At 67.0% G+C, this 20,625-nt stretch carries 21 protein-coding genes; 13 read left to right on the top strand and 8 right to left on the bottom strand.

Annotation, left to right across the window (positions count from 1 at the left end; all coding sequences use genetic code 11):
- Positions 1 to 9: 9 nt before the first annotated feature.
- Positions 10 to 1,647 (bottom strand): amidohydrolase, encoded by a 1,638-nt coding sequence (locus AUR65_RS11325; RefSeq protein ID WP_058566975.1) that lies wholly within the window; start codon positions 1,645 to 1,647, stop codon positions 10 to 12.
- A gap of 150 nt (positions 1,648 to 1,797) precedes the next feature.
- Between AUR65_RS11325 and hmgA the strand changes: the two genes are divergently transcribed.
- Both hmgA and AUR65_RS19735 read left to right on the top strand, forming a co-directional pair.
- Positions 1,798 to 3,009: a hydroxymethylglutaryl-CoA reductase (NADPH) gene (gene hmgA / locus AUR65_RS11330; RefSeq protein WP_058566976.1), complete on the top strand. Its 1,212-nt coding sequence runs from the start codon at positions 1,798 to 1,800 to the stop codon at positions 3,007 to 3,009.
- Between the two features lie 210 nt (positions 3,010 to 3,219).
- Positions 3,220 to 3,369 carry a hypothetical protein gene (locus tag AUR65_RS19735; protein ID WP_158250836.1) on the top strand — a complete coding sequence of 50 codons (150 nt, stop codon included), beginning with the start codon at positions 3,220 to 3,222 and terminating at the stop codon, positions 3,367 to 3,369.
- 48 nt (positions 3,370 to 3,417) lie between these two features.
- Here AUR65_RS19735 and AUR65_RS11335 read toward each other — a convergent pair whose 3' ends face one another.
- Positions 3,418 to 3,957 (bottom strand): DUF5817 domain-containing protein, encoded by a 540-nt coding sequence (locus tag AUR65_RS11335; protein WP_058566977.1) that lies wholly within the window; start codon positions 3,955 to 3,957, stop codon positions 3,418 to 3,420.
- Between the two features lie 149 nt (positions 3,958 to 4,106).
- Here AUR65_RS11335 and AUR65_RS11340 point away from each other — a divergent pair, with 149 nt between their 5' ends.
- The 3 genes from AUR65_RS11340 to AUR65_RS11350 all read left to right on the top strand — a co-directional run bounded on the left by AUR65_RS11340 (position 4,107) and on the right by AUR65_RS11350 (position 5,826).
- Entirely contained in the window at positions 4,107 to 4,451 is a 345-nt protein-coding gene (locus tag AUR65_RS11340; RefSeq protein ID WP_058566978.1) for a cupin domain-containing protein, read from the top strand.
- 243 nt (positions 4,452 to 4,694) lie between these two features.
- Positions 4,695 to 5,198 (top strand): hypothetical protein, encoded by a 504-nt coding sequence (locus AUR65_RS11345; protein WP_084816429.1) that lies wholly within the window; start codon positions 4,695 to 4,697, stop codon positions 5,196 to 5,198.
- A 172-nt stretch (positions 5,199 to 5,370) separates the two neighbouring features.
- Positions 5,371 to 5,826, top strand: a complete 456-nt coding sequence (locus AUR65_RS11350) for a hypothetical protein (RefSeq protein ID WP_058566980.1) — start codon at positions 5,371 to 5,373, stop codon at positions 5,824 to 5,826.
- 167 nt (positions 5,827 to 5,993) lie between these two features.
- Here AUR65_RS11350 and icd read toward each other — a convergent pair whose 3' ends face one another.
- Entirely contained in the window at positions 5,994 to 7,253 is a 1,260-nt protein-coding gene (gene icd, locus AUR65_RS11355) for an isocitrate dehydrogenase (NADP(+)) (RefSeq protein ID WP_058566981.1), read from the bottom strand.
- Between the two features lie 118 nt (positions 7,254 to 7,371).
- Here icd and AUR65_RS11360 point away from each other — a divergent pair, with 118 nt between their 5' ends.
- From AUR65_RS11360 to AUR65_RS11370, 3 genes are all read left to right on the top strand, one after another.
- The gene (locus AUR65_RS11360) at positions 7,372 to 8,334 is read left to right on the top strand and encodes an isoaspartyl peptidase/L-asparaginase (RefSeq protein WP_058566982.1); all 963 of its coding nucleotides are present in this window, start codon (positions 7,372 to 7,374) and stop codon (positions 8,332 to 8,334) included.
- An 84-nt stretch (positions 8,335 to 8,418) separates the two neighbouring features.
- Positions 8,419 to 9,354, top strand: coding sequence for an oxidoreductase (locus AUR65_RS11365; RefSeq protein ID WP_058566983.1), 936 nt, complete (start codon positions 8,419 to 8,421; stop codon positions 9,352 to 9,354).
- 69 nt (positions 9,355 to 9,423) lie between these two features.
- Positions 9,424 to 9,852 (top strand): DUF7522 family protein, encoded by a 429-nt coding sequence (locus AUR65_RS11370; protein WP_058566984.1) that lies wholly within the window; start codon positions 9,424 to 9,426, stop codon positions 9,850 to 9,852.
- 67 nt (positions 9,853 to 9,919) lie between these two features.
- On the opposite strand, the gene AUR65_RS11375 is transcribed toward AUR65_RS11370, so the two are convergent.
- A complete protein-coding gene (locus AUR65_RS11375) occupies positions 9,920 to 10,552 on the bottom strand; it encodes a DsbA family oxidoreductase (RefSeq protein WP_058566985.1) in 633 nt (210 codons plus the stop codon).
- A 114-nt stretch (positions 10,553 to 10,666) separates the two neighbouring features.
- Complete coding sequence (locus AUR65_RS11380) at positions 10,667 to 12,478, bottom strand: formate/nitrite transporter family protein (protein ID WP_058566986.1); 1,812 nt, start codon at positions 12,476 to 12,478, stop codon at positions 10,667 to 10,669.
- 90 nt (positions 12,479 to 12,568) lie between these two features.
- Between AUR65_RS11380 and AUR65_RS20445 the strand changes: the two genes are divergently transcribed.
- Entirely contained in the window at positions 12,569 to 12,700 is a 132-nt protein-coding gene (locus AUR65_RS20445) for a hypothetical protein (protein WP_269844093.1), read from the top strand.
- A 49-nt stretch (positions 12,701 to 12,749) separates the two neighbouring features.
- Here AUR65_RS20445 and AUR65_RS11385 read toward each other — a convergent pair whose 3' ends face one another.
- Positions 12,750 to 13,391, bottom strand: coding sequence for a dienelactone hydrolase family protein (locus tag AUR65_RS11385; protein ID WP_058566987.1), 642 nt, complete (start codon positions 13,389 to 13,391; stop codon positions 12,750 to 12,752).
- A gap of 166 nt (positions 13,392 to 13,557) precedes the next feature.
- On the opposite strand from AUR65_RS11385, the gene AUR65_RS11390 reads away from it, so the two are divergent.
- The 3 genes from AUR65_RS11390 to AUR65_RS11400 all read left to right on the top strand — a co-directional run bounded on the left by AUR65_RS11390 (position 13,558) and on the right by AUR65_RS11400 (position 15,966).
- Positions 13,558 to 14,592 (top strand): thiamine pyrophosphate-dependent dehydrogenase E1 component subunit alpha, encoded by a 1,035-nt coding sequence (locus AUR65_RS11390; RefSeq protein ID WP_058567001.1) that lies wholly within the window; start codon positions 13,558 to 13,560, stop codon positions 14,590 to 14,592.
- Entirely contained in the window at positions 14,592 to 15,632 is a 1,041-nt protein-coding gene (locus AUR65_RS11395; RefSeq protein ID WP_058566988.1) for an alpha-ketoacid dehydrogenase subunit beta, read from the top strand. Before AUR65_RS11390 ends, AUR65_RS11395 begins: the two co-directional genes overlap by 1 nt.
- 73 nt (positions 15,633 to 15,705) lie before the next feature.
- Entirely contained in the window at positions 15,706 to 15,966 is a 261-nt protein-coding gene (locus tag AUR65_RS11400) for a lipoyl domain-containing protein (protein ID WP_058566989.1), read from the top strand.
- 15 nt (positions 15,967 to 15,981) lie between these two features.
- On the opposite strand, the gene ppk1 is transcribed toward AUR65_RS11400, so the two are convergent.
- Both ppk1 and AUR65_RS11410 read right to left on the bottom strand, forming a co-directional pair.
- Positions 15,982 to 18,228: a polyphosphate kinase 1 gene (ppk1, locus tag AUR65_RS11405; RefSeq protein ID WP_058566990.1), complete on the bottom strand. Its 2,247-nt coding sequence runs from the start codon at positions 18,226 to 18,228 to the stop codon at positions 15,982 to 15,984.
- A 78-nt stretch (positions 18,229 to 18,306) separates the two neighbouring features.
- A complete protein-coding gene (locus tag AUR65_RS11410; protein WP_058566991.1) occupies positions 18,307 to 19,008 on the bottom strand; it encodes a metallophosphoesterase family protein in 702 nt (233 codons plus the stop codon).
- Between the two features lie 183 nt (positions 19,009 to 19,191).
- Here AUR65_RS11410 and map point away from each other — a divergent pair, with 183 nt between their 5' ends.
- Complete coding sequence (gene map, locus AUR65_RS11415; protein WP_058566992.1) at positions 19,192 to 20,082, top strand: type II methionyl aminopeptidase; 891 nt, start codon at positions 19,192 to 19,194, stop codon at positions 20,080 to 20,082.
- The last annotated feature ends 543 nt before the right edge of the window (positions 20,083 to 20,625 follow it).

The following is a 20,625-nucleotide window of genomic DNA, read 5'->3' on the forward strand; positions in this document are numbered from 1 at the left end:
ATTACTCGTTCAGTCGCGTTCGAAGACGACGCGACCGTCCACGACGGTCATCGAGACTGCAATGTCACGAATCGAGTCGGTCTCCCACGGCGACTCGTCGAGGACGACGAGGTCGGCGGCGCTCCCGACCGCGACGGTCCCTAGTCGGTCCTCGTCGAACCCGGCGTAGGCCGCGCCGGAGGTGTACGCCCGAAGCGCCTCGGTGACGGTGAGCGACTGGTCGGGGTTCGGATGGTCGGTGACGAGGTCGACGCCGAGCAGCGGCCCGAGCGGCATGCAGTCGCTCCCGAACGCGAGGTCGACTCCAGCGTCGAGCAGGTCGCGGTAGCGGTTGGTCCGCAGGCGTCGCTCGCCGAGGCGGGCGTCGTAGAGGCCGCCCTCGTCCGCCCACTTCAGGAAGTTCGGCTGGACCGAGGCGACGACGCCCAACTCGGCGAAGCGCTCGATGGCCTCGTCGGACGCGAGTTCGACGTGTTCGACCCGATGGCGGGCCGCGCCGGGGTCGTCGGTCTCCTCGTACGCGTCGAGCACCGCGTCGATGGCCGCGTCGCCGATGGCGTGCGCGGTGAGTTGATAGCCCGACTCGTCCGCGTCGGCGACGAGGTCGCGGAGTTCCTCGGGGGCGACGGCCCACTGGCCCGTCTCGTCGTCGGCCGCGTCGGGGTCCGCCGCGGCGTCGGCGTAGGGGTCGGTGAGCTTCGCGGTCCGCCCGCCGAAGCTCCCGTCGGTGAACGTCTTTATCGCGCCGACGGTGACGAGGTCGCGGCGGCTCCCGCCCCCGTGGTTCGTCCGCAGGCCGACCTCGCGGAGCGCGTCGAGGTGGTCGGACCAGTAGTTGATTCGGACGCGGAGGGCCAGTTCGCCGGCGTCGGCGAGGTCGCGGTAGACCTCGGGCGCGCGAGAGCCGCGGACCATGTCGTGGACGCCGGTGACGCCGCGGGCGGTCGCGTACGACTGCGCCGCGCGGACGAGTTCCCCCATCTCCTCGCGGCCCGGCTCGGTCGCCTCGCGGAGCACGTCGACCGCGCCCTCGACCACGACACCCGTCGGCTCGCCGGCGTCGCCATCGCCGCCGTTCCCGGCGGTCTGGACGCCCGAGTCGGGCATCTCGTCGGCGTAGCGGTCGAGGACGACCGAGTTGACGCCGGCGGTGTGGAGGTCCTCGCGGAAGGCGACCACGGGGCGCGACTCGGAGACGGCGTCGAGGTCGTCGCGGGTGAGATATCTTGAGTCGTCCCACGTGCTCTCGTCGTAGCCGTAGCCGAGCACCCAGTCCGTGTCGTCGCTGGTCTCGTCGTCGCCCGCCCCGTCGCCATCACCCTCGTTTCCGCGTTCGACCTCGGCGGCCCGCTCGCGGAGCAGTTCGACCGCCTCGGCCGCGGAGTCGGCCTCTGAGAGGTCGGCGTGGACGAGCGACCGGCCGACCATCGGGAGGTGCGTGTGGGCGTCGATGAAGCCGGGGAGGACGACGCGGCCGCCGCAGTCGACGACCCGCGTCTCGACGCCGGCGAGGAGTTCCACGTCGAACGCGCGGCCGACGCGGACGACCTCGCCGTCGCGAACGGCGACGGCTTCGTGCGTCTCGTCGGGCGACCCGAGGGTGTGTACCTCCGCGTTCGTCAGTACGAGGTCCGCTGCCGCGGTCATACGTTCGACCCCGACGCGGGAGGGCAAAACGGTTCGGGAGGCGGCGGGGTGGCCGGTCGGTGGTCGGTCGCCGCGGCTGACGTTGGCCGGGTCGGTGGGCGCGTTGAAAGAACCGGAACGCGTTAGGGCCGGCGCGGGAAACGTCGGAGCATGACAGACGCCGCGTCCCTCGCCGACCGCGTTCGGGAGGGCGAACTCCGCCTCCACGAACTCGAAGCGCACGCCGACGCCGACACCGCCGCCGAGGCGCGCCGGTTGCTCGTCGAATCGCAATCCGGCGCGTCGCTCGACGCGGTCGGGAACTACGGCTTCCCCGCGGAGGCCGCCGAGTCGGCCATCGAGAACATGGTCGGCGCGATTCAGGTGCCGATGGGCGTCGCCGGCCCCGTCAGCGTCGACGGCGGCTCCGTCGCCGGCGAGAAGTACCTCCCGCTCGCGACCACCGAGGGCGCGCTCCTCGCGTCGGTCAACCGCGGCTGTTCGGTCATCAACAGCGCCGGCGGCGCGACCGCTCGCGTCCTCAAGTCCGGGATGACCCGCGCGCCGGTGTTCCGCGTCGCCGACGTGGCCGAGGCCGAGGCGCTCGTCTCGTGGACTCGCGACAACTTCGCGGCGCTGAAGGAGGCCGCCGAGGAGACGACGAACCACGGCGAACTCCTCGACGTGACGCCGTACGTCGTCGGCAACTCGGTGTACCTGCGATTCCGCTACGACACCAAGGACGCGATGGGGATGAACATGGCCACCATCGCCACCGAGGCCGCCTGCGGCGTCGTCGAAGCAGAGACGACCGCCTCGCTCGTCGCCCTGTCGGGCAACCTCTGTACCGACAAGAAGCCCGCCGCCATCAACGCCGTCGAGGGCCGCGGCCGGAGCGTCACCGCCGACGTGCGCATCCCACGCGAAGTCGTCGAAGAGCGCCTGCACACCACGCCCGAAGCGGTCGCCGAACTCAACACCCGCAAGAACCTCGTCGGCTCCGCGAAGGCCGCGAGCCTCGGCTTCAACGCCCACGTCGCCAACGTCGTCGCCGCGATGTTCCTCGCCACCGGGCAGGACGAGGCGCAGGTCGTCGAGGGCGCGAACGCCATCACGACCGCCGAGGTGCAGGACGGCGACCTCTACGTCTCGGTCTCCATCGCCTCCCTCGAAGTCGGCACCGTCGGCGGCGGCACGAAGCTCCCGACGCAGTCCGAGGGCCTCGACATCCTCGGCGTCAGCGGCGGCGGCGACCCCGCCGGCTCCAACGCCGACGCCCTCGCCGAGTGCATCGCCGTCGGCTCGCTCGCGGGCGAACTCTCGCTGCTCTCCGCGCTCGCCTCGCGGCACCTCTCCAGCGCCCACGCCGAACTCGGCCGGTAACTCGAATCCGGTTTCAGTTTCGCCGGCACCGGACACAGCTGAACTGCGTTTCTCAGCGTGTTCTCGGACTATACCAGCGTATTCGCGCCTCTCCGTTTACTTTCACTTTCACTCCGCACCCGTGGCTCGCGTTTATTCCGTTTCCGCGGGAACGATGAAAACGCGTCCGTCGGGGAGCACCCGCGGGCGTGTCCACACCCATCCCCTCCCATGCCCGTCTCCACACGCAGTACCGACCCCGAATCGCCCGACGAGTACGACGACGCGCGGCGGTTGGCGCTCGCGCTCAGGCTGGTGAAGTTGGCCCTCGGCGTCGTCGCCTCCGCGCTGACAGTAGCGAAGTTGCTCGGCGCGCTCTGAGACGCTCACGCTCGCGGCCCCTTTGCTGCCGGTCGCTCGCCGCGACGCTCAGACTAGTCGGTGTCGACCCCGCGACTCCGACACCTCGCCGCGCCGCCGGAGCTTATCGAGCAGGTCGCGGGCGCGGTCCTCCGGGACGCCGCGTTCGACCGCGGTCGCGACGATTTCCTCCTCGGTCGGCCGGTCGCCATCGCGTATCGCCTCGCGGACGACCGTCAGGCGGTCGGGCGACCCGGACGACGAGTTCCGACCGTGCGAGGCGGACTCACCCGCCTCGAACACCTCGTCGGCGTCGAGCCCCGAGCCTTCGAGATACTCGCGGTCGTCGATGCCCGACTCCTCGACTTGCCGGTCGAGTTCCGAGACGTGTTCGACCTGCGCGAACGCCTCGCTGTCGCCGTGTTTCTTCGCCAACAGCGCCGAGCGCGCCTGCCGCGCCGCGTCCCTGTCGTCGGACTCGAAGAAGCGCCGGAGCTTCTTCGTCTGGTGTCGCCTGCCGCACCGCGGACACGTCGCCGTCTTCGACCCGTCGGGGTCAGAAAGCAGCCACATGTTCGCGCAGTCCGTACATCCCACGACCGCGTACATACGCCGATGTTCCGCGGCGTCGGATTTGAACGTTCGGGAGCGCGCCGAAAGGGAGAGAGCGAACGGGTAGGCGGCGTCCTTTCCGAAACCATCGGGACCCCTCGCAGACGCTCCAGCGGATTTATCTTCGCTCCCCGTGGCGTGTCACCATGGACCGAGTTTCTGTCGACGACGCGCCGTCCGCCGAGGCGGCCGACAACGTGTTTCTCTCGCTCCTCGCGGGCGGCGAGGAGATGAACGTCCAGCACTTCCGCATCGAACCCGGCGCGGCCGTCCCGGTTCACGACCACCCCCACGAGCAGGTCGGCTACATCGTCGCCGGCGAACTGACGTTCCTCGTCGGCGACGAGGGCGAGGAAGTCGTCGTCGGCCCCGGCGATTCCTACTCGCTCGCGGGCGGCGAACCCCACGGCGCGGAGAACCGCGGCGACGACACCGTCGTCGGCATCGACGTGTTCTCGCCGCCGCGGGACAACCCGCCGTGGCTGGACTGACGCCGAGCGCGAACCGCCACTCGTTAGAGACTCCGTATCGGTGATTCTGCCGGGGTTGAGTGCATCTCGAACGACTTCTCTAGATAGTTCAGTCAAAACATATGAGGAGAAAGCATTTATCAATCCGGTGTCACCACTCGGTAGACGGTAGTCCCTAACTATGCCCTCCCCCCGCGTACTTCCTCCATGGATAGCGCCCAGCGCGCCGAACGCCCCGAATCACCCGCCGAGCGGCGGGCGACCATGAGTCACTCGAAGCTCGCACGCGAGCCGTGGCTGTGGGTGTTCGTCGGCGTCTGGGCGGCGGTCGTCAGCGCGCTCCACTTCGGCGGGCTCGCGTACGACATCTACACGAGAATCTGGTGGTGGGACGTGCTCACCCACTCGCTTTCGGGCTTCGGCGTCGCGGGCGTGCTGTTCCTCGTGTTCCCGCGGACCTTCCGGGGCGACCGCGCTCCAGTCGTCGTCGCCGGCGTCATCCTCGCCATCGGCGCGGGCTTCGAAGTGTACGAGTACCTGTTCAAGGACTTCTGGTGGGGCTGGTCGATGGCCTACTACGCCGAGGACACCGCGATAGACCTCGTGGTCGACGTGGTCGGCGGCCTCGGCTTTTTCGTCCTCGTCGAGGGCGTCCTCAGGTCGCGGGCGCGGTCGGACGCCCCCCGCGGCGACTCGCCGCCCTCAGCCGGTCACCTCCGCTCCGACGGCGGCGAGAAGGCGGACGACGACCGCCCGAAGAACCGCTGAGTTCGACCGTGATACCCCCGTCGGCGGGGTTAATTTAACCCCAAACGTGTTGCTCCGTCGGGATAACGTACATATCGATGATGTCCTATCTCTCGTCTATGCTTCCGCTCGCAGCAGCCCCGGCACCGACCCCCTTCACCGCACTCGGCGCGAGCCGCGCACCGCCCCGCGCATGCTGAGGCGCACCTGGGACGAGATGGTGCTCGCCGGGTGGGAAGAGCGCCCCCGAGAGATGGCCGCCGTCGCCGTGTTCGGAGGCGTCGTCACCGCGACGCACTTCACGAGTATGGCGCTGTTTCTCTACACGCGCATCTGGTGGTGGGACATCCTCGTCCACGCCGCCTCCGGGTTCGGAGTCGCGGCGGTCCTCTACGTCCTCAACCCCCGCTTACTCCACTCGCGCCTCGCGCTCCTCGTCGTCCTCCCGATGGCCGTCGCCGCCATCGGCACGTGGTTCGAGGTGTACGAGCGTCTGTTCACCGGCTTTTGGGTCGAATGGCCGCGTTCGGTCTACTTGGAAGACACGGGCGTCGATATCGTCGCCGACACCGCCGGCGCGGTCGTCTTCGGCGTCGTCAGACCCCTGTGGAACCGGATTCAGCGCTGGCGGGACCCGAATCGACTGTAGTCGGCGCGAAACGAGTGCGGCGTCGGTGCCACGAGAGAAGTGGTGTGTTCGCTTACGCGAGTTCCTGAATGTATCCAGAAATCGAAGATTTCTGGCTGCTCAACGAACTGGCTTAGGCCAGTTCGTTGATGTTCGCGCGGTGTAACCGCGCGAGTTAGAGAAGCGCTCTACGCGAGTTCGTTGATGTTCTCGACGACCTTGTCGGCGTACTCGCTCGTGGCGAGCTTGTTGCCGCCCTCGATCTGACGTTCGAGGTCGTAGGTCACGTCGCCGTCCGAGATGGTCTTCTCGACGGCGTCGCGGATGAGCTTACCGGCGTCCTTCCAGCCCATGTACTCGAACATGAGGCGGCCGGAGAGAATCATCGCGGTCGGGTTGACCTTGTCCTCGCCGGCGTACTTGGGCGCGGAGCCGTGGACGGGCTCTGCGAGACAGAGACCTTCGCCGAAGTTCGCACCGGGGGCGATGCCGAGGCCACCGATCTGCGCGCCGGCGGCGTCGGACATGTAGTCGCCGTTGAGGTTCATCGTGGCGATGACGTCGTAGTCGGCGGTGCGGGTCAGAAGCTGCTGGAGCATGTTGTCCGCGATGCGGTCCTTGACGACGACCTTGTCCTCGGGCTTCTCGCCGTCGTACTCCTCCCAGAGTTCGTCTTCCGTGATGGTGACGTCGCCGAACTCCTCTTCGGCGAGTTCGTAGCCCCAGTCGCGGAACGCGCCCTCGGTGAACTTCATGATGTTACCCTTGTGGACGAGGGTGACGGAGTCGCGGTCGTTTTCGAGGGCGTACTCGATGGCCTCGCGGACGAGGCGCTTCGTCCCGAACTCGGTGATGGGCTTGATGCCGATGCCGACGGGGCCGTCGTGGATGACGCCCGTCGCGCCCATCTCCTCTTCGACGAACTCCTTGACCTGCTGGACCTCGTCGGTGCCGGCCTCCCACTCGATGCCGGCGTACACGTCTTCGGTGTTCTCGCGGAACGTGACCATGTCCATCGCCGAGGGGTTCTTGACGGGCGACGGGACGCCGTCGAGGTGGTAGGTCGGGCGGACGTTCGCGTACAGGTCGAGCTTCTTACGGAGCGCGACGTTGAGCGAGCGGAAGCCGGCGCCGACGGGCGTCGTGAGCGGGCCCTTGATGGCGACGCGGTGGTTGCGAATGGCGCTTACCGTGTCTTCCGGGAGATTCTCGTCGTACTTGTCGCGGGCGGACGAACCGGCGTAGACGCGCATCCAGGAGACAGAGCGGCCGGTCGCCTCGGCGGCGGCGTCGAGGACCTTCTGCGCGGCGGGGCCGACGTCCGTTCCGATTCCGTCGCCGTGGATGATCGGAATAATCGGGTTGTCGGGGACGGAGAGCTCGCCCGTCTCCTCGTCGACCGTGATTTTCTCGCCGTCGTCCGGAACCTCAATCTGGTCGTAGCTCATGAACAATCAGGGTTTTCCAGTGCGGTGTAAAAGTCCTGCCGTTATCGACGGCGAGACGCAAATCTCGCTGCATTCGGCGGTCGATACGTTTAGGCTCGCGCTCCGAAGACACCATCGTATGCGAATTATCCTCCACGGCGGTGCCGGCGGCATCCCCGGCGAACCGGAACCCAGACAGGCCGTCTTGGACGACGCGGCCGACGCGGGCGCGAGCGAGTCGGACCCGCTTTCGGCGGTCGAGACCGCGGTCCGCGTCCTCGAATCCGACCACCGGTTCAACGCCGGCGTCGGCGGCGCGGTCCAGTCCGACGGCGTCGTCCGGACCGACGCGGGCGTCATGCTCAGCGACCGACGCGCCGGCGCGGCCTCCGGCATGGAGGGCGTCGAACACGCCGTCTCCGTCGCGCGGGCGGTCCTCGAAGACACTCCGCACGTCCTCCTGACGGGCGAACCGGCGGTCGAGTTCGCCGCCGACGCGGGCGTCGAGACCGGCGTCGACCTCTTCACCGACGAGACCCGCGAGCGCTGGGAGAACGCGGACGCCCCCGATGGCTCGCCCAGCGAACACCTCGCGTGGCTCGCCGACCGGTTCGGCGGTAGCACGAGCGACCCGACGGCCGAGGCGGGAGACGGCTACCTCCCGGCGCACGACAGCTCCGACGAAACCTCAGCAAGCAGTGACCGCTCGGCTCGCGATGCTCGCCTTCCCGGTCACGACACAGTAGGCGCGGTCGCCACCGACGGCGAGACGTTCGCCTCCGCGACTTCGACCGGCGGCCGCTGGTTCGCCCTCGCCGGCCGCGTCGGCGACGTGCCGCAGATCGGCTCGGGCTTCTACGCCTCCCCGGCCGGCGGGGCGTCGACCACGGGAGCGGGCGAAGACATCGCGCGCGTGACGCTCGCGCGCCGCGCCGTCGGCCACCTCGAACGCGGCTGTGACGCCCAGACCGCGGCCGACCTCGCCATCGAGGAGTTCGGCGAACTCACTGGCTCGTCGGCGGGCATCATCCTCCTCGACGACGAGGGCTTCGGCTCGGCGTACAACTCCGACGGGATGCAGACCAGCACCGCGTCGAAGTGAGGTCGTCGCGGCGGTCGCCGCCGCGTTCCGGTCGCGCTGGCCGTCGCCGCCACGGTTTACTCGGTTCGGTCCATGAAACACCCCATGAGCGATTGGACCGCGGCCGACGCCCCCGACCTCTCGGGGAAGACCGTCGTCGTCACCGGCGCGAACAGCGGCCTCGGCTTCGAGGCGACGCGCATGTTCGCCGAGAAAGGCGCGCACGTCGTCATGGCCTGCCGGAGCCTCGACCGCGGCGAGGACGCGATGGCCGACATCCGCGACTCGGTGCCGGCGGCCTCGCTGACCCTCTCGGAACTCGACCTCGCCGACCTCGACTCAGTCCGGCGGTTCGCCGACGAGTTCGCCGCCGAACACGGGTCGCTGCACGTCCTCTGCAACAACGCCGGCGTGATGGCGATTCCCCGGCGAGAGACCGCACAGGGCTTCGAGACGCAGTTCGGCGTGAACCACCTCGGCCACTTCGCCCTGAGCGCCCGCCTGTTCCCGACGCTCCGCGACACGCCCGGCGAGACGCGCCTCGTCACGATGTCGAGCGGCCTCCACGAGCGCGGCCGGATGGACTTCGACGACCTGCAGGGCGAACGCGACTACGACGAGTGGGACGCCTACGCCCAGAGCAAGCTCTCGAACCTGCTTTTCGCGTTCGAACTCGACCGCCGGCTGACCGCCGCGGGCATCGACGACGTGCTGAGCGTGGGCGCACACCCCGGCTACGCCGCCACCAACCTCCAGTTCCGCGGCCCCGAGGCGTCCGGGTCGACGCTCCGGTACTGGATGAGTAAACTCGGCAACGCGATATTCGCCCAGTCGGCGGAGATGGGCGCGCTCCCGCTCCTGTACGCCGCAACCTCGCCGGCCGTCGAAAGCGGGGAGTACGTCGGCCCGCAGGGGCTGTTCGGCATGCGCGGCAACCCCGGCATCGCGGAACCGAACGACCGAGCCAGAGACCCCGAAACCGCCGCCCGGCTCTGGGACGTGTCGGAGGAACTCACCGACACGCGGTTCCGACTGGCCTGACGCTCGACCCGTCTCGGACGAGCGCCGGGAGGCGAGACGGCCAAATACTGCGGCGTGCTATCTACCCCCGTGACCGAATCAATGCCGACAATCACCGAGAGCGTCGCCGACGCTCTCGTCTCCACCTGCCGAACGACCCTCGGAGACTCCCTCCGCAGCGTCGTCCACTTCACCCGCGACGACTTCGACGTGCTGTACGTCCGACGGGACCTCTACGACGGCGACGAGGCCGCGGCGCGCGCCGCCAAGTCCGAACTCGTCGAGAGCGAGCGCACCGGGTTCGGGCCGCAGGAGACATACAACGCCGGCAGGAACGGCGAGCGTCCGGGGGTCGGCGAGTACGAATTCACCCTCCGCGTCTTCTCGGACGGTTTCGTCGGCCGCGTCGTCAGCGGCGACCGCGGCGTCATCGTCACCACCGACGAACTCGAACTCTCGGAGTTCGAGGAGATGGAAGTCGCGCTCCGTCGAATGCTCGAAACGAACACCGCCGGGTGAACCGACTCGCCGACTGGCGCAACGACTCTTCGAGCGCTGTCGGTCCCGTTCGTCGCTCGTCCCGTGTCTACACTCCCTCGACGAGTCGCTCTAGCTGCTCCGGCGGAACCGCTCCTCGCGCGGCGTAGCCCTCGTATGCGAAGGTTGGAACACCGGTGACGCCGTGCTGCTGGGCCTCACGAAATCGTTCGCGCACTTCGGTCCGAAGCGTTTCGTCGTCGAGCGCGGACGCGACTTCCTCGCCGTCGACACCCACCGATTCGGCGAGTTCGACGAGCACCGCCTCGTCGCCGATGTCTTCGCCGTCCTGCCAGAGCGCCTCGAAAACCGACTCGTCGAACGCGAGCCACGTTTCGTAGTCGGCGTGTTCCTTCAGGTAGTACGAGACGATTTGCGCCGGAAGCGAGTCCACGTCGGTCCCGAGGTCCAGGGTCATCTCGACGTCGTACCGCTCTTGTAACCGACGGACTCCCTGCTTCGCTTGCTCGTAGTAGTCTTCGTCTTTCCCGTCGTCGACCGAGAAGTCGATGCTTCCATCGGGGCGGCGCTTCTGACTCCGCAGGTCGAACGGATGCCAGTCGATGTCGAGTTCCTCGTCTCTCGTCTCTTGATACTGCGACAGGGACTGCCTCCCGAGATAGCAGAAGGGACACACGTAGTCCGAGTAGACCGTTATCGCCTGGTCGGCGTCTGAACTCATGCGTATTCGTCTCTCCTACGGTTACAAAAACGACGCGGTCGCTGGCGACACGTTCGGACGCCGTCGGAACTGAGAGCGGGGCGTGAGCGACCGCGAGGAGAGGAGCCGACCGTCTCAGCGGCCGAACAGGCGCTGCCTGAGGCTTCGGTCGGTGGCGCGCTCCACCAAGAGAACCGCGTGGTCGGTGTCGTTGACCACGTCGAGGTGCAGCGAGTCGGTCAGGAGTCGAGTGAGAAGTCCCTGTTCGGTCGCGCCCATCAGCACCATCGAGTGGCTGTCGGCCCGGTCGGCGATGGCTCGTTCGATGTCGCCGGAATCGTCGACGATTCGCGCCGCGTCCTCAAGGTCGTGTTCGGTCGCCCAGTCGGAGAGGAACGCCTCGCCCCGTTCGCGGTCGTCCGGACCGTCGGCGACGTGGAGGAGCGTCACCTCCGACCCGACGACCGAGTGGAGGGATTTCGCGACCTCGGCGCTGAGCGCCGAGTGGGGGCTGTCGACCGTCGGCAAGAGGAGCCGACTGGTGTCGTAGTTTCGGTCGTTGAGGACGAGGAAGTCACAGGGGAGGCGACTCGTCAACTCGCTCATCGTCCGTTCCGCACGTCCTCCCGCCCAGATTCGGTCGTTGCTCCAGCCCATGACGACGAGGTCCGCGTCTTTGCGGCGGGCGACGGTGAATATCTCCTCGAACGAGCGGTGCGAGACGACGGTCGACGTCCGGGCTTCGATGTCGTAGCCGGCGGCGCGTTCGCGGGCGTCTTCGAGCTGTTCGTTGGAGTGTGAGATAATCCGTTGGTTCTGTGCGGCACCGTAGCGTTGCGAGACGCGCGAGGGGACCTGCACCACGTGGACGATATCGACGATGGCGTCTTCTTTCGACTTCGCGAGCGCGCAGGCGAGTTCGACGACGTGCGACTCGGTCCGCGGGTTCGCGATGGGGACGACGACCCGGTAGGAGTCCGGGTGGTCATCGGTTCCCTCTTCGGTCTCGATGAGCGGGACGTACGACCGACCGACGAGTCCACCCAGCACCCACTCGCGAATCGAGAGCTGCCGTTTCGCGCCCTCGAAACGAGCGGATTCTAACCGGTTTTCCGTCGTCTGGAAGTAGTTGACGACGGTGACGAGAACGACGCCGCCGAAGGTGTTGCCCAAGAGCACGGGGACGACGAACTCGGTCAGTCCGACGAGGAACGCCAACTGGCCGTTCATCACGAGGTAGACCATCTCGGTGTAGGAGACGACGACGTGGAAGAGCCCGCCCAGCGGAACCGCGAGGAACGCGAGGTAGACGACGGCGAGACGGGAGATGGTGTCGCGGGCGGCGAAGGTGACCCAGACGACGCCGGCGACGATGAGGCCGGCGAACGCGGCCTTGAAAAAGAGACTCCACCAGGGCGTCTCGACGCCCTTCTGGGCGAGTTCGAGCGCCGCGTTCGCGGCTTCCGGCGAGAGGACGCCGCCGAAGGCGAGGGCGGCCGCACCGAGCGTCCCGCCGAAGAGGTTCCCCGCGAGGACGACCACCCAATTACGCAAGAGCGCGGGGATACTGGCCAACCGCTCCAGCGTCAGCGCGACCGGCGGGAGCGTGTTCTCGGTGTAGAGCTGATAGCCCCCGATGATGATGTAGATGAACCCGAGCGGGTAGAGCATCGCGCTTAACACCGGGTCGCCGCCGGTCGACGCTTTCATCGAGACGTAGAGGAGGAACGTAATCGTAATCGCGAACCCCGCCGCGAGGGCGCTGAAGAACAGTTCCCGCGCGCCGGAGGTTATCTCCTCGTCCGCGGCCGCGACGATGCGCTGGAACACCTCGTCGGACGAAAACCGGTCGCGAACCACCGAACCGACCGCCGGCGCACCGCTTCGTGACCGTTCGACGGCCTCGCGAACGGATTCGTCGAGTTCCGTCGACTCGGGTTCTGTCATTGATGCGGTGGTTTTCGAACAAACCGTTCTAAACGTACCGGTTCAGGCCGTCTGCAACAGTTCGGCCGCGTCGGATGTGGGTAGTCGTCTATGCTCTGCGGCCGCGATTTCGACACCGGCGAGCGACTCGACGAACACGTCGAGCGCCGCCACCCCAAGGAGGACGTTCGCTGGTGGGTCGTCGTCGAAGACCCCGCGAGAGACCGCAAGTTCTCGCGCTGACTCTCGTCCCGTCCCGGTCGCCCCGCAGTCGGTCCCGCGGGCGACGCCCTCAGCCGAGGTGACTCTCGAACCAGTCGGCGGCGAGGTCGGCCACCTCGTCCAACTCGCCCGGCCCTTCGAACAGGTGGCCCGCGCCCTCGACGACTTCCAGCGACTTCTCGCAGTCGAGTTCCGCGAACGCGTCGCGGTTCAGCCCCAGAACCGGCTCGTCGGCACCGCCGACGACGAACAGCGTCGGTGCCGTCACGTCGCCGAGTCGGGACGCCGCGAGGTCGACGCGCCCGCCGCGAGAGACGACCGCGCCGGCGTCGTCGCCGAGGTCGGCGGCCGCGAGGAGCGCCGCCGCCGCGCCGGTGCTCGACCCGAAGTAGCCGTAACCGAGGTCTGCGGTGTCGTCGCGGCCGCGGAGCCACTCGGTCGCGCCGAGCAGTCGCTCGGTCAGAAGCGGGATGTCGAACCGCGTCTCGTACGTCTCGTCTTCCACCTCCGTGAGCAGGTCGAAAAGGAGCGTCCCGACCCCGCGGTCGCGGATGACCTCGGCGACGAAGTTGTTCCGCGGGCTCTTGCGGCTACTGCCGCTGCCGTGGGCGAACACCACGAGTCCCGACGCGCCGTCCGGAACCCGGAGGTCGCCCTCCAGCACCGCGTCGCCGACGGGTATCGAGACGAGGTTCGCGGTCGTGTCGTTCATACGAGACGATACGGCGGACTGCGGCTTAGGCCTGTCTCGACCCGTCGATTCTCCTGAATTCGTAGTCCGCTCGTTCTGATGGTCATGACTTACACAATTAATGTTAATAGTTCTACGAGAGTACACCCGCACGCCAACCATGGTGAGTGTTACCGACCTACAGACGATGTACGAGCAGATGGTGACTGCTCGGCACTACGAGGAGCGACTGGTGGACGAGTACCTCGTCGGCAAACAGCCGGCGTTCGACATCTCGGCGGGGCCGATTCCCGGCGAACTGCACCTCGCGGCCGGCCACGAGGCGTCCGGAGCGGGCGTCTGCATGCACCTCCGCGACGACGACACGGTGACAGCGCCGCACCGACCGCACCACATCGCCATCGCGAAAGGCGTCGACCTCAAGCGCATGACAGCCGAGATTTTCGGTCGAAAGACGGGGCTGTGCCGCGGGAAGGGGGGCCACATGCACCTGTTCGACCCCGACGTGAACTTCGCGTGTTCGGGTATCATCGCCCAGGGCTGTCCGCCGGCGGTCGGCGCGGCGATGGCCGCGAAAAAGCGGAACACCGACTCGGTCGCCGTCGCCTTCCTCGGCGAGGGCGCTATCGACCAGGGCGGCTTCCTCGAATCGCTGAACCTCGCGGCGGTCCACGACCTCCCGGTCGTCTTCGTCGTCGAGGACAACGACTGGGCCATCAGCATGCCGAAAGACCGCGTGACCGACGTGCAGAACGGCGCACAGCGCGCCGCCGGCTTCGACCTGCCGGGGGTCCGAATCGACTCCGACGACGCCACGGCGGTCTACGAAGCCGCGGGCGAGGCCGTGATGCGCGCCCGCGACGGCAACGGGCCGACGCTCATCGAGGTACAGGTCCACCGCCGGATGGGTCACTTCATGGGCGACGCCGAGGCCTATCGCTCGGAGGCCGACATCGACCGCGCGAAACAGCGCGACTCCATCGAGCGACTCGCCGAGGACCTCCGCTCGCACGGCGTGACCGACGACGAACTCGACGAGATTCGAGAGCGCGCCCACGAGCGGGTCGAGGAGGCGATTTCGTGGGCGAAAGAACAGCCCGAACCGGGCCCGGAGGAGGCGTACGAGAACGTGTTTACGAACCCGCCGACGCAGGCGGCGACCGACGGCGGGAGCGCGGCGGACGCGTCGGGTGATGCCGACGAGACGGGAGGTGACAACTGATGGCGACCGAATCACGAGACTACACGGAAGCGACCGAGACGGACCGCGAACTGACCATGAGCAGGGCGATGGTCGAGGCCATCGCGTGGGAGATGCGCGAGAACGAGGAGGTGTTCTACATGGGCGAGGACGTCGCCGACTACGGCGGCATCTTCTCCAGTACGACCGGTCTCTTGGACGAGTTCGGCCGCGACCGCGTGATGGACGTACCCATCAGCGAGACGGCCTACCTCGGCGCGGCCGTCGGGGCCGCACAGGCCGGTATGCGCCCGATTGCCGAACTGATGTTCGTCGACTTCTTCGGCGTCGCCATGGACCAGATCTACAACAACATGGCGAAGAACACCTACATGAGCGGCGGGTCGTTCTCCGTCCCCATGGTGCTGACCACGGCTGTCGGCGGCACCTACAACGACGCCGGCCAGCACTCCCAGACGCTCTACGGGACCTTCGCCCACCTGCCGGGGATGAAAGTCGTCGTCCCCTCGACGGCCTACGACGCCAAGGGGCTGATGCACAGCGCCATCCGCGACGACGACCCGGTCGTCTACATGTTCCACAAGCGCCTGATGGGTCTCGGCTGGATGCCGTCGCCCTCGGGCCCGAAGACCGGCGTCCCCAAAGAGGACTACACGATTCCGTTCGGCGAGGCCGACGTGAAGCGCCCCGGCGACGACGTGACCGTCGTCACCCTCGGCCTGCACGTCCACCGGGCGATGGAGGCCGCAGAGCAACTCGACGACGACGGCATCGACGCCGAGGTCATCGACCTCCGGACGCTCGTGCCCCTCGACACCGAGACGGTGCTCGACTCGGTCCGCAAGACCGGGAAACTCCTCGTCGTGGACGAGGACTACCAGTCGTTCGGCGTGACGGGCGAAATCGTCGCGCGGGCCGCCGAGGGCGCGCTGGACGACCTCTCGGCCGTCAAGCGCCTCGCCATTCCCGACGTGCCGATTCCCTACGCCCGCTCGCTGGAAGACGAGGTTAACCCCGGCACCGACGACATCGCGGCGGCCGTCCGCGAACTCCACGAATGAGACGAGCGCCCGAAGCAGACGGAGACGGAATCGAGGCCGGAAGCGGAAGCGAAGACAGAGACGGAGGCGGACGGTGAGCGACGCCCTCGACGTGAACTCGGCGGATTCGTGGCCCGACGACGCCGACGACGTGGCCGAGGGCTACCTCGCCAACTGGTTCGTCCACGAGGGGTCTGCGGTCGACGAGGGCGAGACGCTCTGCGAGATACAGGTCGAGAAGGTGAGCATCGACGTGGCCGCGCCGACCGCGGGGACGGTCACGGAGATACTCGTCGCCGAGGGCAACGACTTCGACCGCGGCGACGTGCTCGCGCGGGTGCAACCGAGCGCCTGAATCGGTCTTTTTTCGTCAGTCGTCGCCCGCCCGGTACGCCTCGCCGAGCGCCCGGTCCATCAGTTCTCGGTGGGCCTCGCGGACCGGTTCGCCGTCACCAGGTCGGCGCTGTTCGTACCGACCCTCGGCGTCCATCACCCAGCGCCGGCGGTTGTCCGACAGGAGCGCGTCGAGGACGGCGTCGAGCTCGGCGCGGTGTTCGGGGTCTTCGACGGGCGCGACGGCCTCGACCCGGCGGTCGAGGTTGCGGGTCATCCAGTCGGCGGAACCGACGTAGTAGTCCGGGTCGCCCGCGTTTTCGAAGTAGAAGATACGCGAGTGTTCGAGGAACCGACCGACGACGCTCGACACAGAGATGTTCTCCGAGAGCCCCTCGATGCCGGGTCTGAGCCGGCAGATGCCCCGAACTACGAGGTCGATGTCGACGCCGGCCATCGACGCTTCGTAGAGTTCGCGGACCATCGCGGGGTCTTCGAGGGCGTTCATCTTGGCGACGATGCGGGCGTCGCGGCCGGCGCGGGCGTGGTCGGCCTCCCGGCGGACGAGGCGGGTCATCTCCTCGCGGAGGTTCGTCGGCGCGACCAGTAGCTTCCGGTACGTCTCCTGACGCGAGTGGCCGGTGAAGAAGTTGAACAGGCGCACGAGGTCCTGGCCGATGTCGGGGTCGGCGGTGAACAGCCCGAGGTCGGTGTAGAGCTTCGCGGTCTGAGAGTGGTAGTTGCCGGTGGCGACGTGGGAGTACAGCCGCACCTCGTCGTCCTCCTCGCGGACGACGAGCGCCGTCTTCGTGTGCGTCTTGAGGCCGATGGTTCCGTAGGCGACGTGGATACCTTCCTCTTCGAGACGGCGGACCCACCGGAGGTTGTTCTCCTCGTCGAACCGCGCTTTGAGTTCGACCATCACCGCGACCTGCTTGCCGTTCTTGGCGGCCTCGATGAGCGTCTCGATGACCTCGGAGTCCGGCGCGGTCCGGTAGATGGTGGCTTTGATGGCCAGCACGTCGGGGTCGGCCGCGGCGGCCGCGAGGAACGTTCCCACCGTGCCCGTAAACGAGTGGTACGGGTGGTGGACGAGCACGTCCTTCCGGGCGATTTCGGCGAACACCGAGTCGGGGTCGTCCGCGGAGCGGCCGGCGAACCGCGGGTGGGGTTGGGGCGTCCACGGCGCGACTTCGAGTTCCGGGCGGTCGAGGTCGAAAAGCGACGCCAGCGCGCCGTAGTCCAGCGGTAGGTCGCGCTCGAACACCTCGGGGTCGTCCACGTCGAGTTGTTCCGCGAGCAGGTCGCGGACCGCCTCGGGCGTGCCCGACTCGACCTCCAAGCGGACCACCGTGGCGAACCGGCGCTGGCGGAGCACGTCCTCTATCATCGTGATGAGCCCCTCGGCGACCTCCTCGTTGCGGCGGACCTCGGCGTTCCGCGTCACCCTGAACGCGGAGGTGTCGATGACCTCAACGTTCGGGAACAACAGGTCGATGTTGCGCTCGATGACGGCCACGAGCGGAACGAACCTGACGGGGCCGGCGGCGGACACGGACGAGTCGGCGGACTCCTCTTTCCCGCCCGCGTCGCCGACGCGCTCGTCCACGTTGACGAGTCGCGGGCGGTTGCCGGGGACCTTGACCCGCGAGAACTTCGTCGGCTCCTCTGTGCCCTCGGTCGTGCGGACCGCGAGCGACAGCGAGAGGTTCGAAATAAACGGGAACGGATGGGCCGGCTCGAACGTCAGGGGCGTGAGCGTCGGCAGGACCGACGCCTCGAAGTAGTCGCGCAGAGCCGCCTGCTCGTCGGCGGCGAGGTCGTCGTAGCCGACGATTTCGATGCCGGCGTCGGCGAGCGCGGGGCGGACGAGGTCGTGAAAGCAGTCGGACTGCCGGTCGAGCAGGTCGCGGGCGCGGTCGAGGACGAGCGACCACTGCTGGTTCGGGGTCCGACCGTCGGGCGAGAGTTCGCTCACGCCCGCGGCCATCTGCTGTTTCAGGCCGCCGACGCGCTTCATGAAGAACTCGTCGAGGTTCGAGGTGAGAATCGAGAGGAACTTGACGCGCTGGAAAAGCGGGTTGCGGTCGTCTATCGCCTCGTGGAGGACGCGCTCGTGGAAGGCGAGTTCGCTGAGTTCGCGGTTGAGATACAGCGTGGGGTCGGTGAGGTCGGCGTCGGCCGGGGCCGACTCGTCACCGCGCTCGCGGGCGCGGACCGGCGCGGTCCGCTGACTGGCGTGTCGAGTCTGCGAGTCGCCGCCGCGAGCCTCGTCGTCGGACATGTGCTGAGAGGAGATGGTTCGGCGGCGGCCTTTAGTTCGCCGCCTCGGCCGTCGCCTCCACCTGCGCCGCGGCGAGGCTCAGACCAGCGCGGGCTGGCGGGGTTCGAGAATCTTCGAGTCCTTCCGGGACTCGTGGGTGACCTCGGATTCGACTGCGACGAGTTCGTCGGCGTGGAGGTCGTAGGCCGTGAGCGCGCCGCCGTAGACCGCGCCCGTGTCGAGGCCCATCGCGTGCTCGAACACGGCCGGGTGGGCCATGACCGTGTGGCCGAAGAAGACGCGCTCGGGGCCCTCGTAGTACTCGAACCAGAACGGGCCGTCGTAGCTGTCGCCGGGGTTCATCGCCCGGGTGTTTTCGAGGGCGTCCACGTCGTGTTCGTCGAGCGGCTTTTCGGGGTGGATGCCGCCGTGGACGACGATGGCGTCCTCCCACGTGATGGCGACCGGGAGGTTCGAAATCCACTCGAGGTCGTCGTCGGTCAGCGCGTCTATCTCCTTCGTGCCGCGGATGAGCTTTTCTTCGTTGTTGCCGCGGACGGTCAGGAAGTTGTCGCGCTCGCGGACGTAGTCCACGACGCCCTTGCTGTCGGGGCCCTTCCGCACGAGGTCGCCGACGAAGACGACGAGGTCGTCTTCGGACGGGTCGAGCCGGTCGACGAGGCGTTCGAGCGCCGGCAGACACCCGTGTACGTCGCCGACGACGTACACGTCGTCCCAGTCGTCGATGTCGACTCGAAGGTGTTGCTCGGCGACGTCGGGGTGGAAGGATGGGACACTCATTGGAAACGTTCTCTCCTGTTCCTGAACACGGCTACCTAAGAAAGGGTTGCTAGTTTCGGACTGTTGTGCTATATAGACACGGTAGTGACACTCACGCACACCGAACGAGCCGGAGGCGAGGGCCCGCCTCCGACCGCCGGCCATCCCGCAATCGCTTTCCGGCGCGGCCGCGAAGTCGCGGCCATGAGCATCGGACCCCTCGACGACGAGACGGTCGAGAAGTATCGAGAGGCAGGGGAGGTCCTCCGCACGGTGTTGGACGAGTCGGCCGAGATGGTCGAACCCGGCGTCACCCACCTCGAAGTCGCCGAACACGCCGAAGCCCGCATCCGCGAACTCGCCGACGGCTGCGCCTTCCCGGTCAACATCAGCGTCAACGAGGAGGCGTCGCACGCCAGCCCCGGCCGCGACGACGACACCGTGTTCGGCGAGGACATGGTCTGTCTCGACGTCGGCGTCCACGTCGACGGCTACATCGCCGACTCCGCCGTGACCGTCGACCTCTCGGGCAACGACGAACTCGTCGAGTCCGCGGAGGAGGCGCTCGACGCCGCCCTCGACATGGTCGAAGCGGGCGCGCACACCGGGAAAATCGGCGCGGAAATCGAGGACGTGATTCGCGGCTACGGCTACACGCCCGTCCTCAATCTCTCGGGCCACGGCGTCGAACAGTGGGACGCCCACACCGACCCGACCATCCCGAACCGCGGCGCGGACCGCGGCGTCGAACTCGAAGTCGGCGACGTGGTCGCCATCGAACCGTTCGCCACCGACGGCTCCGGCAAGGTCACCGAGGGCTCGAAAAACGAGATTTACAGCCTCGTCAACGACCGGTCGGTCCGCGACCGCATGTCGCGCAAACTGCTCGACGAGGTGCGCGAGAAGTACAAACTGCTCCCCTTCGCGGGTCGCTGGTTCGAGGGCGGCCGCTCCGAGATGGCCATCCGACGGCTCGAACAGCAGGGCATCCTCCGCGGCTACCCCGTCCTGAAAGAAGAGGAGGGCGCGCTGGTCGGCCAGGCCGAAGACACCATCATCGTCACCGAAGACGGCTACGAGAACCTGACCAGATAGGTTGGGGTGGTTGCTGCTATTGGCACTTGGAACTGATTTTTGAAGTCGTACTAAGCCCAGAGTACGTGCCTTTGGGCGAAAAAATTGGAAACGCGTCTCATGTGGTTCTAACGTGGTACTACACGGTTCGCTCATTAGCTTTTGAATCCCAAACTGAATTCTCATCTCGGTTAATCCATTGCTACTAGTGTGCCACTGCCTTTTTTGAGGATAATTCCTCCGTAGTCCACGGAGGATTAATTCAATGAAATACTTGTTTGGCTCTGTTGAAATCATTCACCGTTGACATTGAGAAGAGCGACTCTACCCACCGGCTTTCGTCGACCCGGTTAGAAACTAGCCTCTCAGCAAATCGCAAGACGTGAAGAGGATTTCAACAGAGCCACTTGTTTGTGAATGTAGAAATTGTCAATTGAAAATGCAGATTTGATTTTAATATCAGTCATGTATGAATAAATTATCAGAATATATATATATATATATATATATATATATATAGTTGGTACATGTTTACCAACTTGCATCATGGAAGATAATACAACC

Source organism: Haloferax marisrubri (assembly GCF_001469875.2).
Taxonomy (GTDB): domain Archaea; phylum Halobacteriota; class Halobacteria; order Halobacteriales; family Haloferacaceae; genus Haloferax; species Haloferax marisrubri.

Excerpts from the sequence above, each read along its gene's own strand:
- AUR65_RS11325 (WP_058566975.1), bottom strand. The coding sequence starts at position 1,647 with ATGACCGCGGCAGCGGACCTCGTACTGACGAACGCGGAGGTACACACC.
- hmgA (WP_058566976.1), top strand. The coding sequence starts at position 1,798 with ATGACAGACGCCGCGTCCCTCGCCGACCGCGTTCGGGAGGGCGAACTC.
- AUR65_RS19735 (WP_158250836.1), top strand. The coding sequence starts at position 3,220 with ATGCCCGTCTCCACACGCAGTACCGACCCCGAATCGCCCGACGAGTAC.
- AUR65_RS11335 (WP_058566977.1), bottom strand. The coding sequence starts at position 3,957 with ATGTACGCGGTCGTGGGATGTACGGACTGCGCGAACATGTGGCTGCTT.
- AUR65_RS11340 (WP_058566978.1), top strand. The coding sequence starts at position 4,107 with ATGGACCGAGTTTCTGTCGACGACGCGCCGTCCGCCGAGGCGGCCGAC.
- AUR65_RS11345 (WP_084816429.1), top strand. The coding sequence starts at position 4,695 with ATGAGTCACTCGAAGCTCGCACGCGAGCCGTGGCTGTGGGTGTTCGTC.
- AUR65_RS11350 (WP_058566980.1), top strand. The coding sequence starts at position 5,371 with ATGCTGAGGCGCACCTGGGACGAGATGGTGCTCGCCGGGTGGGAAGAG.
- icd (WP_058566981.1), bottom strand. The coding sequence starts at position 7,253 with ATGAGCTACGACCAGATTGAGGTTCCGGACGACGGCGAGAAAATCACG.
- AUR65_RS11360 (WP_058566982.1), top strand. The coding sequence starts at position 7,372 with ATGCGAATTATCCTCCACGGCGGTGCCGGCGGCATCCCCGGCGAACCG.
- AUR65_RS11365 (WP_058566983.1), top strand. The coding sequence starts at position 8,419 with ATGAGCGATTGGACCGCGGCCGACGCCCCCGACCTCTCGGGGAAGACC.
- AUR65_RS11375 (WP_058566985.1), bottom strand. The coding sequence starts at position 10,552 with ATGAGTTCAGACGCCGACCAGGCGATAACGGTCTACTCGGACTACGTG.
- AUR65_RS11380 (WP_058566986.1), bottom strand. The coding sequence starts at position 12,478 with ATGACAGAACCCGAGTCGACGGAACTCGACGAATCCGTTCGCGAGGCC.
- AUR65_RS20445 (WP_269844093.1), top strand. The coding sequence starts at position 12,569 with ATGCTCTGCGGCCGCGATTTCGACACCGGCGAGCGACTCGACGAACAC.
- AUR65_RS11385 (WP_058566987.1), bottom strand. The coding sequence starts at position 13,391 with ATGAACGACACGACCGCGAACCTCGTCTCGATACCCGTCGGCGACGCG.
- AUR65_RS11390 (WP_058567001.1), top strand. The coding sequence starts at position 13,558 with ATGTACGAGCAGATGGTGACTGCTCGGCACTACGAGGAGCGACTGGTG.
- AUR65_RS11395 (WP_058566988.1), top strand. The coding sequence starts at position 14,592 with ATGGCGACCGAATCACGAGACTACACGGAAGCGACCGAGACGGACCGC.
- ppk1 (WP_058566990.1), bottom strand. The coding sequence starts at position 18,228 with ATGTCCGACGACGAGGCTCGCGGCGGCGACTCGCAGACTCGACACGCC.
- AUR65_RS11410 (WP_058566991.1), bottom strand. The coding sequence starts at position 19,008 with ATGAGTGTCCCATCCTTCCACCCCGACGTCGCCGAGCAACACCTTCGA.
- map (WP_058566992.1), top strand. The coding sequence starts at position 19,192 with ATGAGCATCGGACCCCTCGACGACGAGACGGTCGAGAAGTATCGAGAG.